A 12,499-nucleotide genomic window follows, 5' to 3' on the forward strand; every position below is an offset into this window, starting at 1 on the left:
AGAAGCCACATAAACGTATAACCAGCACTGTTAATATTCGTTAAGAAATAGCACACTATTCAAGATGACAGTATCCTAAAAGTAGCTCTCTGAACTTTTTTTTTAAGTAGGATAGGGACATCAAAATGATACGCCTACAAAAGACCATAAAAAGCGTTATTTTTACCCCAATGATAACGATCAATCTTATCGGAACCGGAAACATAGCTTGGCACTTGGCAAATCATTTTGCAAAAGCCTCTGGATGTAAACTAAAGCAAATTGCTGGACGTTCTAAAGACAGACTCACTGATTTTGGGTCTCTTACGCAACAGCTTGTTACGATCAAAGAACTTCGTCCAGCAACCATTACCATCATTGCCGTATCTGATAAGGCAATTAAAGACGTAGCTTCTCAATTACCTTATCAAGATACCTTAGTCGTACATACCTCTGGTAGTATGGCGATGGATGTGATTCCGCAACATCGTAAAGGGGTTTTCTATCCGTTACAAAGCTTTTCTAAAAACGATCACGTCGATTTTACCCAAATTCCTATCTGTATTGAAGCTTCAAATGCAGAAGATTTGCAATTATTACAAGACTTGGCAACACTGCTAAGCATCAAAATACATACGATAGATAGTCATCAACGGAAACAAGCACACCTCGCAGCTGTATTTGTCAATAATTTTACCAATCATTGTTATACCATTGCACAAGAACTGTGTAAAAAAGAAGCGATTCCGTTTGAATTATTATATGCATTACTAAAAAAAACAGCACAAAAAGCAATAGATCACTCCCCTAGTGATGTCCAAACAGGACCTGCCAAACGCAACGATATCGAAGTTATCAAAGATCATTTAGAAATGCTTCAAGAAGAAGATCACAAATCAATATATAAAACACTTACCGCCTCTATTATCGCACATTATGGAAAAAAGTTATAAAGAATACCTTCATCAAATTACCACTTTTATTTTTGACGTAGACGGCGTCCTTACCGATGGCACTTTAAAAATTACCACCGACGGACAGATGCATCGCGAGATGAATGTAAAAGATGGATACGCTTTAAAAACAGCATTGAATGAAGGCTTTAACGTGTGTATTATTTCTGGTGGCACCGACGAAGGCGTACGCCATCGTTTACAAGCATTAGGGATTAAAAACGTGTTTTTAGGCGCTCATCAAAAAGTGACACAACTCTCGACCTACATTAAAGAGAATAACATCCAGACAGAAAATATCTTGTATATGGGCGATGACCTTCCTGACTATCCAGTCATGAATATGGTCGGACTTCCCACCTGCCCGCAAGATGCGGTTAAAGAAATCAAAGAAATCTCCAAATACGTCTCTCATAAAAATGGCGGTAAAGGATGTGTACGCGATGTGATTGAGCAAGTCCTAAAAGTACAAGGCAAATGGATGCGGGAGTTTGATGCAGGAGCACATTAGTCGTGAGTCTTGAGTCCTTTAATAAAAAATCGATAAACTAATTTCTCTCCCTTTGGGAGAGATGCCCAAAGGGCAGAGAGGGCTTTCGCGAAAGCATAATAAACCACAAATCCCTAAACATCAAATCGATACATCAACCGCTATTTTATCATCCTGAAATACGGCTACTAACTACTGCTACTCCTCCTCTGTAACATTTTACAACTTTTACTACTAATAAAATAAACCTTTTGAAAAGGAATTCTCGAATTCGGATTTTTTTACCGAAATTGAACCTTCAATTTAAAGTATATCGATTATTACGTCCAACATTAAAAACTAGCCATCCCTATGTCTGATGATTTTGATTTATTAGAAACCAATGACGCGTCTCAACAAAAAAGCGAAAAAGTAGATGTCAACTGGGGCAAAGCTGTAGATACTATGAAATCTAAGCTTGCTCAGGAACAAGATCCCGAAATGCGCCAAAAAATCCTAAACGCCACCCTTGATGATGTGGTAGGCATGGCAGAAAAAGATAGAACATCTTTACTGGACGCCATCAAAGACCTCACTGACTATCAAGACGAAGTCGGGATTATTTTTGAAAAATTTTCTACGCTGAATGCCCAAGAGCAAAAAGTCATAGACGATGCACAAAAAGCCTTAGAGCGTGCAAAAATCGAATTGGAAGATGCTCAAAACGTAAAAGACAGCTGGTGGAATAACCTTTGGGGGCGTAAAGCTAAAATCCAAAAGAAAATACAAGAGCTTGCCGCAAGACAAAAAACACGCGAAGGTGCCGACATGAAAGCCAAACAAATGTTTCAAGAGCGTATTGAGTCGGCAGATGTGCAAACATTACTCAATGAACTTTCTTATAAATCACAAGCAGCCGTTACGCGTCTTAAAAACCGTGAAGTCGAAATCAAGGAAGTAGAAGACAAACTTCAAGTGGCGATTGTAGAAGCAAGTAAAAATCACAACAAAGCCCTTGAAAAGAAAAAAGAGACCGAAGATAAATTAGAAGAGCAATATGCCCTTTTAAAACAAGCACGTCAAGCGCTTGAAGAAGTGACCGACAAACAATCTACAGATTATTCTGAGGCGATTTCAAAAATTACCACGCTTGAGCAAAAAGTAGAGGAACTCGAAGGTCTCAAAAATGCCTACACGACACTCGCAGCGAGTAAAGATAGTTTTGTGCACAAGCATAACTTAACGATCAAAGTATTGACTTCGTTACGTAGTAATCTACAAACACACAGAGCCAAACTTAAGAGTGATACCGATGAGCGTTTAAAATATTATGATGGCTATGTCGTTGCTTTAAAAGCACGTACCGATCAAGAATTTGCTGCCATCTTAGAACATTTAGGAGTAAAAACCGATGAGCATATTGGTCAAACGCTTGCGTCTATGCATACCGCAAGTGCCAAAGCACGCCAGGAGATGATGGACAACATTCCTGTGCACGAAAAAGTAATGCAAGGTGTTTATAGTAGTTATGCGGAGTCTCTTCAAGAAATCCGTGAGAAGGATGCCAATATTCAAAAAGATTTTGCCAACCGTTACGGCATTGACATGAAAGAAATCTTTGAAGAGTATTATGCTACAGACGGCAATGCCCCAGCACCTGGCGACCCAGCTCCTGAGAAAAAAGATGCGCCTCCCGCTGCAGCCGATGATCTTTTGGGGTAACCTTAAAAAGAGAAGAGAATATAGAACATAGAAAATAAACTTGAAATAGGTCTTCTTGAAACTTTAGTCATCTCGATTCCTTGTCAAATGTCATACTGAGCTTGTCGAAGTGTTTTGAATATCGAATGATGAATATTGAAGTAAGGAGATTGAGTGATTTTCGCTTTTCGCGAAAATCGCGTTGCACTGAGCCTGTCGAAGTGTATCGAAATCACCGATTGAAGATTTCAAAAAGAGAAGAGAACATAGAAAATAGACTTAAAATAAGTGAAGTTGAAGTCCTTAGTCATCTCGACAACAGGAGAGATCACACATCATATTCAGTTTATTTTTAAGACAATAAAACACCCCAAACCAAAACCTCCCTCTAGAAAGAAGGTGTGCTGACCTTGTCGAAGTAGGGGGATTGAGGGGTGTGTTTTTAGAGTCTTTCCTACTTTGTTTCAGGATGAATACGCTTTCGCGAAAGCGAATACTCAAGAACTTAACTTTTCACCAAATAACCAAATAACCAATAACGTTTAACTCCCTAAATGCCCATCAACGAAATCATCACGCTAAACAATAGTAACACTATAAAGGCATGAGAAGTATTAATATTTTTAACACATGAGAAGAAATATACAATCAGAATTAAGACAACACTTAGATAGTAATGAAAGATTGTTATGGACAGGACAACCTAAAAAAGGAATTCTATTTAGAACTGCGGATATATTTTTAATTCCTTTCAGTGTCTTATGGTGTGGATTTGCTATATTCTGGATGATTATGGCTTCTCAAGCAGGCTTATTCGCTTTATTTGGAATTCCGTTTGTAATTATAGGACTTATATTTGTTTTTGGTAGATTTATTATTGATGCTAAACAACGAGAAAATACATTTTATGGAGTGACAGAAGATAGAATTATTATAAAATCTGGTGTTTTTTCTAAAAGTTTAAAATCACTCAGTATTAAAAATTTATCAGATATTGAATATAATGAAAAAAATGACGGGTCAGGAACGATCTCTGTTGGACCGAAAAACCCTATGATGATTTGGGGAAATGGAATGAGTTGGTGGCCAGGTATGAAATCTAACACACAACTTGATTCAATTTTTGATGTACGGAAAGTGTATAATCAAATTATTGAAATACAAAATCAAAAAGGATAATACTCATCGTCACATATGCCCATCAACGAAATCATCACACCCCTAGACAGCGCTGCTTTGGAAACCAAAGAGCAATACGAGGTGTATTTTAAAATTGTAAAACACGCATTTTCAGAACTGGTCATCGCGTTAAAAGAAGAACAAATATGTACCCCTTCTGAAACGACATATATCAAACAGTACTGTGATTTATTGATCTATACACTAGAAGCCTTTCGGGTCAAATACTTGTTTGACGATGAAGAAAAAATGAAGGTCGATTTGACCGAATCTGGGCTGCCTAACTATTCGGAGTTTCGATATCTCGTCAACGATATGGAGCTTAAAAACGAGTATATCCAAAAGCTTCCAGCGGTAGAGGACTTAAAAAAGGAGTTTCTGGAAACGCTTTTAAAATACAAAGAACCGATTTCGGATAAGAAGCTACATCAAGCTTCTTCCATTGTGTATTATACCTCGGTCGATAGTCAGTTTTTGTTTAAACGATTTGTACAAGGAAAAATTATTAAAACAGCACCTTCGGCAGATACGGAGTATATGGTGAGTTGGGCATTTTATGACATAGGACACAACAGACCCTTTATTTGCTTTATGTATTTTGATCTTATTAAAGTAAAAATGGAGGAGTATATTCAAGACATTTATGAAGTCTTAGAAGCCACCGCAGATCGCAGTATTACCTTAGACAGTATGGCGTATGCCATTGATAAAAAACTAGTGAACCTATTACCAAAAAGAATAAAGAAAATAGACTTAGGTCCCATTCACAGTGTATTTGCCAAAGACGAATTACATGTTACTCACGCCATCCTACAGTCGATTATTGATAAGAACTTAGACCTCTCTGCGTATGCCGTATCTGTGGCAATTGATGAAACAGCATCTAAAAATAGTATTACCGAAGGCGGTATTTTTAGCAAACAATATCTGCAAGTTTGGGAAAACAAAAGACCCGAAAATTACCTTTTTACATCACACCGAGTGATGCAATTACTCTACGACAACATCCCTAATAAAGTCTACGGACTCACAAGAGATCCTATCGAAATTGCAACACTTAAATTATAATCTATGGAGCACAATACCACATTTCCTATAAAATTAACCGAACTCGCTACCCTACGTGACGAAGCTACTTCCTACCTGAAAGGCGTACAATGGGAACAAGGAAGCAAAGCACAACGCCGTGATAAGAACCAGAAGGATGAATCAATCTTGTTGTACTTATCCAAGGCAAATGGTACAGGAGGAACTGATGTCACTTCGGTTTCTAAAACAATCTTAGCCTTAAAAAAACGACTCCTCCCCGACTCTGTGGCGATTCCGTTGCATTTGAATCAGGCGCTATATGCGCTGCAAGAAGGGATTACAACAGGAATTTGGCTAAAAGACAGCTACTCCGATGCGTCGGGATTGTCTACACTCAACGAGCGTAAATCGACATTAGATAATAATGGAAGACGAGAGTTCGAATCAAAAATGCATACTGCTACCGCTTTTATGTTATTTGGTACTGCCTACAGAATCTTATTTGACATTAAAGAAGCCGCTTCAGATGATTTGAGTGTGATGAAAAACAAATTTGCAGGCATTCCTGAAGTCTCGTTTATGAGTCCGCTGAAAGGGATTTCCTGCCTACTTTTCTACTATGATAAATACCTAAGCCATCCCGATATCATAAAATCCGATGCCGATGTCTTGGATTTTACGGTGGTCTTTTTTGAAGCCATTATTAGTGAGATTCAACAACGCTTAGGCTCCTTAGAATATACCGATACCATTACCGACAGAACCTACAAATTAGAAAAAAGTGAATTTGCCGTTTCTGGATGGGAAAACGTATTTGAAGGCACTGCCGTTAGTGTAGAATTTAATAAAATACAATTTGAAGAAATTGTTGGAAACCGAGATGCCAAGCATTTCGCACGTCGTTTGACGGAGCGTATGTTGAGTTATGACTTTGAAGCCAAGAAAAATCCGTTTCAAGAACTCGGTGGTTTTATGCCTGTTTTTATGGGCTACGGAATTCCAGGAACAGGAAAATCGATGTTGATTGCAGCCATTGCCACACGACTCAAAGAGCATTGTGATCATCTGGATATTCCGTTTTTATTTCACCCGATGCCAGACACATTGATTTCTACCTTCCAAGGAGGATCAGCAGAAAAAATGGTGCAGTGGATGAAACCGATGCAAGATCCTTCCAAATTAATCTTTGCGCCTATTGATGATGCAGAGAATAATTTACAAGAGCGAACCGCACAAGGCGTTTCGGCGGGTGTGAAAGAAGTGATTGGCGTATTTTTGAGATATACAGAAGGTGCTTATGCGATTAATTATGGGAACAGCTCCATCGGGTTATTTACAAATCTTCCAGAAATGCTAGATAAAGCGGTGATCTCACGTGTACAAGGGCGTTTTAAAATAGATGGTGCCCGTACAATTCCTGATTTTATAGATCAAGATTACATTTGGTGGAACAAGCTAGAAAAGTCAATGCCTGACTTTGTAAATATGAGCAATCCTGAGAAATATGATTTTTTAAGCGAACAAGGGCTTGCCAAGAATTTAGGAGAAATCCTGAACCAAAGTGAAAAACCAACCGAAGCCAAAGTTCTAGAGATTTATGAGCGAGTAGCTTCTAAACACACACAAACCGAGCATCTATTTTTTGCCGAGTTGTATAAAGAGATTCAGAAAGCATTCCCGTTTTTCTCTTCGAGAGATATTCGTAATATCCAAAGCGCGATTTCATTACGTCTCACCGATTTTGATTTGCCACAACAATGGTTTGACGATCCAACTGCCTATTTCAAAAAGGATTACGATAGTAAATTGGTGATGCTACAAGACCTGATGAAACAAAACATGAAAGGCCTGAACTTCTCAGATATTCGTCGTCAAGAAGTGGTGCGCTATTTAGATAATGTCGCCACCATCGCCGACACGGATTTTAAACGTAAAGTCGAAGGACGGGTACATGATATGAATGTACAGCTAGAAGCAAGACGCATTTTTGAGAGTGGAGAATGATGATTTATTCTTTTGTCAGTCTGAGCCTTTCGAAGACGGGGTATGATGATGAATGTTCTTGAAAGAAAAAAGAATATAGAGCATAGAACATAGACTTAAAATAGAGTAATACTCTAAATTAGAGTAACACTCTATTTTGAATAATGAGATACCCGCCGAAGTTTATCCTGAGCGATAGCCGAAGGGCGGATATGAAATGAAGATCTGAGTTTCCCCTCTAGAAAGAGGGGATTAAAGGGTGTGTTAACGTAGAGTGCGTTTTTAATATATAAATTAGAATGAGTACGCTTTCGCGAAAGCGTACTAAGAGAAATTAGAAATCAAAACCATGAGATGCCCACCTTCGTGGGCATGAAAAGAATCACGGGCACAAGCATGAAAAAACTAAAAGAAGCAGGATTATTTGGAGGCGAATTAGTGCCTATCTCTGGGTCGTTAGCACAACGCTATAACGACTGCCTTGCTATGTTAGGCGTTTCCCCTACTTCGCTTACCAGTTTTGCAATCGATGCCATGGGTTGGAGTCCTGAGATAGCTGTCGAAAAAGAAGAAAACTATTACCTCAACATTGGAGAAGCAAATACAAATGCGATTATTATTTCGCCAGAACAACGGTATAAACCCGTACACATACCAAGTCATAGTTTTGACAGGGACTTGATGGAGGCGGTCTTTGCAGCTAATAGTCGGGTGATACGAGATATTACCAAAGACTCAGCGATTTGTGTGCACATAGATCAGAAGATTGACGCGTTTTATGAGCCGTTTGATTTGTTGCGCTATGATACGATTACGGTCACTTTTCAAATCTTAGATCAATTAGATGAAAAGCAAGCGGAGCAAAATGAATTGATCGCAGCATTTCAGGAAGGGAATAATTTCATCAATCGGGAGATTCACAAACAACTGATCACAAGTGCAAAAACCTACGGAGATTTACGCCATCGAAAACTACATATAGATCCGTTGCCGCTTAAAGTGAGTTCGTTTTACACCCGAGCTTTTGGAGGTGTGTTTGTCTTAAAAGATTTTATGACTGATATTATGATCTTTGAAGACAAAGCGGTTTTTGACAAAGCGATTTCAGATACGGGACACGAGGTAGCGCTATTTCACAAAGACCATGACGAGCTTATAACACAATTAGCTAAAGATTTTGTGATTGAAAACGATCTTAAAAAGGCATCTAAATCAAAACGCTTTGATCGAATCAAGAAACATCGCTTTATGAATGCTTCACAAAATGTTGAGCACTCTTTTGTAGAGATTTTAGACAGTCATTTCTTGTTTAAAAAGTATCTTACTGGACTAGATCTAGAAACTCAAAAACAACTGAATGGTGTGGAGCTTTTTGTCCAGAAAAGCATTATTAATAAAGAGATCAAACAAGAAGATTATATAGACACCATATATTATAAAGCATTGCATCAGCCGCATTCTTCTCTAGAAGAAGAGCAAGCGGATTTGATCTGGAAGCTCTTGATTAAAATTCAACCTATTGATCCGTTACATTTGTATTGGTACGATAAAGCCACTTTTTATAAAGCCTACCAAACGTGGCCAGAGACGTATCAGGATTGGGTGATAAAGGGGATATTGGAGGAGAATGAGTGATGTTAGAAAAGAGAAAAGAGAAAAGAGAACAAAGAGAATAGAGAATAGAGAGTAAATATGAGTAGGCTAAGACATAATTATAAGAATCTAAAAATTTGGAAAGTAGGGTTAGAAATAGCTAAGGAAATAGCTGATCATATAGAAAATTTTCCAAAACATGAAAGGTATGATTTAACCTCTCAAATGAGCAGATGTTCTATTTCTATTCCTAGCAATATCTCCGAAGGATCATCAAGAACAGATAAATCATTTAATCATTTTATTGACATTGCTCTAGGTTCCTCTTTTGAATTAGGAACTCAATTATTAATCGCGAAACATAAGAAGTACATTAAACAAGAACATATAGAAGAATTAGAAGAAAAAATAGCTGAGTGGCAACGAATGACCATGAGTTTTCAAAATAGTCTTAAATTATAAGCTCGTTTTTTTGATCTCTTTTCTCTTCTCTATGTTCTCTATTCTTAAAACAAAAGAGTAACAAAAAGCCTATAATTACTACATATAACTAAAAGACACCAACCAGCCATGACGCTAGAAATCATCATCTTTATTCTTTCCATCCTTTTTGGAATTGCATTGTACTGGAGAGAATCCAAAAGCAATGCGATCTATCGTTTTATCAATAAGCTTGTATATAATGACGAGTTGCAAATGAAACCTGATAATCGCAAAGGATTTATACACCTGCAACCGTTTTTAATGCGTCTCGTATATATCAGTTTACTGTTTATTGTAGCGGCTATTATTTTGCAATATGCAACACCTATTCAGGCGTTTGTGCAATATTTTGTTTCGGCGATTGTAGGCACATTGATTGGTACGTATATCGCTTCGGCGTTTTTGTTTGCACGAAATAGTACAAAAAAAGAAAACTTTGAAAAAGTATTTGACAAAGGAAAAGAAATGGTCGAAGATTTTACCGAAGATGTAAAAGACCGTTTTGAACCCAAAGAGCAACCGACTCCAGAAACCAAAGAAACTCCTACTGAAGAAGTGCCTAAAAAAAGTGCTAGAGATCGGTTGAAGGATAAAGGGATGATTAAATGATGATTGAGTGATGAATGATTGTTGATTTTTGATTGTTGAAGTAAAAATGTGAGGTGATTGATTAAGCTAGATAAACAATAAATAAAGTTAAGTGCGCTTTCGCGAAGGCGTAAACAACAAAAAATCTATTTTCTATGCTCTATATTCTTTTCTCTTAAAAAGCGGGAATAGAATAAAGAGTGACAAGAAGAAACATGAGACATCCGCCTTCGCGGATATGAAATGAATTATCCGCCTACGCGGGCATAAAACAAAACCCATGATAAAAACCTATTGGCAAAAAGGCGGCAAACAAAAACGTATTTTAATTATCAGTGCGATCGTATTGGTATTGCTGTTATTCTTCTTACGAGACGACTATCAGCCGGCTTTATTATTTGTACGTAAATACATCTTTATTATTCTCATCAGTCTGTTGTTCTTGTGGTTTATGCTTAGAAAGTTTCGCGCAAGCGCACATACAGGAAAACGCCTTTTATATCTGGTAGGGATTATTGCTTTTTTTGGCGTCTTATGGTTTGCGGGTTGGAGAACAGGATTGTATCAGTATATGCAAACGTATAATGTGTACAACAACTTGAATCTCGTGGAGATTCACGAATTGCCACTTACGCAAAACGAACGGATTCAACCGTACAATAATATTGTGACGATGGCGTATGAGTCCATTGGAGAGACACAGGAAGTATCGCCTCCACAATTGGTACGTATCGACACCGTGAATCAGTGGACGATGGCTGTACAGCCAGCTAAGGAATATATGTTCCAGCGTATGAATGATAATACGGAAGAGCTTTTTACGGTAGAGAGTACTTCTCCCTTCCCACGTTTTGCTGATAAAAACAGAGTGCCTGTAACGTTTTCTATTGGAGAATCACTAGCCTTTAGTAGAAATACTTATAATGCAGTGGTACAACGTTTTAATTTCTTTCAGTTATTTACGTTAGAACCTAGCCAGGTGTATTATATGAAAAATGATGAAGGCAAATGGGTACAGGTTGTCAACCTCATTAAATGGAAAGGCTTCTTCTTCCCGTATCCATCGTATGGCGGCGTGATGATTATCGAAGCGGGAGAGCATACGGCAGCTGATTATTTAGAGCGAATTACCATCGGTAAAGGAACGTACATCTCGCCTTCTGAAACACAAAATTATCCGTTTTTGACTAGGCAAAATACACTGAGTGAAAAAGTATCTCGTTTACAAGCGAAATCACTTCAGTTTTTAGGCGGATTCACAGATCCGTTACCATGGAATATGGAAACGGCTGTAAAAATTCCTGATCTTAAAGACGATGAGAATCAGCAACCTTTTGTCACTGATTTTAATTGGAGTGGTATTGAGACCCAAGCATATAGTGGTTTGTATCATTGGTTTGGTTTAGAGCCTATAGGAGAAGAGCGTACGAGTTTATCTTTTAGCGTGTTAATTCCTGGTGACGGAACCGACAAGTTGTATTATTACAACCATGCGGCTAAAAAAGAAGGGCTTGCAGGGGTATCAGCGATGCCATTAAAGGTAGTTGAGTCTCGTAAAGAATATGATTGGTCTGTGAATAAACCCGTCGAATTTAGACCCTTTGTTAAACATATAGGAGGTCGTAAGCGTATGTTTGTGATCAGTACCATTGCTGCCAAACGAGATGACAGCAAAAAATTTGATGGTGCTGCAACACCAGATCTTGCGCTAATTGACGTAGAATATCGGGATGTGGTTTGGGTAGATGCCAAACATCCTTCGCAATGGGAAGAAACTATTTTAAAGCAATTAGGCGAAACTTGGAAAACCTCAGAAGGATTGACAGATGAAGAGATGTATCCAACTAAAAATGAAACAGATGTCGAAGGAATGAGAGATCTGACAAATATTATAGAAGCAACTCAAAATACCGTTAAAGAAACGACAGAAACGAAAATAGATTCTATAGGTATTGAAGTGAAAAAAGTTGCACAAGATTCTATGCGTTAACTTGCTCCTTGAGTGAGAAACATCTATAAAGTAGACGTTAAAAACTCACAACTTTTTTTCATACTCTGGTTAATTTACTTTACTTTGTTCTACACACCGCACAGACCAAACCTAAGTGAAGTATTTACGTCTTATCCGATTTCCTAATTTGATAATGATCATTGTTATGCAATGTATCATTATGGAAGGCTTTTTTAGACCTTTTGATATTGAACTCACATTAAGCAAATTAGGCTTTCTTTTTCTAGTGATCGCTACGGTATGTATTGCTGCAGGAGGGTATATTATTAATGATATCATAGATAGCACTGCTGATAAAATCAACAAACCCAAACGCAGAACTGTAGGGGTTTCTGTTGACGAGAAACGAGCTAAATTCCTCTATTATCTATTTACATTTGTAGGTGTTGGCTTTGGATTTACTTTATCCGCTGTTTTAAGAGAACCTCTGTACTTTCTCATTTTTGCAGGTACTGGATTTGCGTTATATGTATACTCTAGATTCCTTAGAAAGGTCGCATTTGTTGGGAATGTACTCGTAAGCTTAACAGT

At 37.8% G+C, this 12,499-nt stretch carries 11 protein-coding genes; all 11 read left to right on the forward strand.

Going from position 1 to position 12,499, the window contains the following annotated elements:
• Positions 1–170: 170 nt before the first annotated feature.
• The gene (locus tag Q0505_RS15865; RefSeq protein WP_299214919.1) at positions 171–932 is read left to right on the forward strand and encodes a DUF2520 domain-containing protein; all 762 of its coding nucleotides are present in this window, start codon (positions 171–173) and stop codon (positions 930–932) included.
• Positions 916–1,443 (forward strand): HAD family hydrolase, encoded by a 528-nt coding sequence (locus tag Q0505_RS15870; RefSeq protein WP_299214921.1) that lies wholly within the window; start codon positions 916–918, stop codon positions 1,441–1,443. The genes Q0505_RS15865 and Q0505_RS15870 overlap by 17 nt, the downstream gene beginning before the upstream one ends.
• A 330-nt stretch (positions 1,444–1,773) precedes the next feature.
• Positions 1,774–3,123 (forward strand): microtubule-binding protein, encoded by a 1,350-nt coding sequence (locus Q0505_RS15875; protein ID WP_299214924.1) that lies wholly within the window; start codon positions 1,774–1,776, stop codon positions 3,121–3,123.
• A 609-nt stretch (positions 3,124–3,732) separates the two neighbouring features.
• Positions 3,733–4,281, forward strand: a complete 549-nt coding sequence (locus Q0505_RS15880) for a PH domain-containing protein (RefSeq protein WP_299214927.1) — start codon at positions 3,733–3,735, stop codon at positions 4,279–4,281.
• 15 nt (positions 4,282–4,296) lie between these two features.
• A complete protein-coding gene (locus tag Q0505_RS15885; RefSeq protein WP_299214930.1) occupies positions 4,297–5,349 on the forward strand; it encodes a hypothetical protein in 1,053 nt (350 codons plus the stop codon).
• A 3-nt stretch (positions 5,350–5,352) separates the two neighbouring features.
• A complete protein-coding gene (locus Q0505_RS15890) occupies positions 5,353–7,314 on the forward strand; it encodes an AAA family ATPase (RefSeq protein WP_299214933.1) in 1,962 nt (653 codons plus the stop codon).
• 375 nt (positions 7,315–7,689) lie between these two features.
• Complete coding sequence (locus Q0505_RS15895) at positions 7,690–8,928, forward strand: DUF6638 family protein (protein ID WP_299214936.1); 1,239 nt, start codon at positions 7,690–7,692, stop codon at positions 8,926–8,928.
• Between the two features lie 57 nt (positions 8,929–8,985).
• On the forward strand, positions 8,986–9,348 hold the full coding sequence (locus Q0505_RS15900) for a four helix bundle protein (protein WP_299214939.1): 363 nt from the start codon (positions 8,986–8,988) through the stop codon (positions 9,346–9,348).
• A 108-nt stretch (positions 9,349–9,456) separates the two neighbouring features.
• The gene (locus tag Q0505_RS15905) at positions 9,457–9,978 is read left to right on the forward strand and encodes a hypothetical protein (RefSeq protein ID WP_299214942.1); all 522 of its coding nucleotides are present in this window, start codon (positions 9,457–9,459) and stop codon (positions 9,976–9,978) included.
• A 259-nt stretch (positions 9,979–10,237) separates the two neighbouring features.
• Positions 10,238–11,947, forward strand: coding sequence for a hypothetical protein (locus Q0505_RS15910; RefSeq protein WP_299214945.1), 1,710 nt, complete (start codon positions 10,238–10,240; stop codon positions 11,945–11,947).
• A gap of 115 nt (positions 11,948–12,062) precedes the next feature.
• Positions 12,063–12,499: UbiA family prenyltransferase (locus tag Q0505_RS15915; RefSeq protein WP_299214948.1), on the forward strand; the 437-nt coding region annotated here is incomplete at its 3' end.

This window comes from uncultured Dokdonia sp., assembly GCF_937910895.1.
Lineage (GTDB): Bacteria > Bacteroidota > Bacteroidia > Flavobacteriales > Flavobacteriaceae > Dokdonia.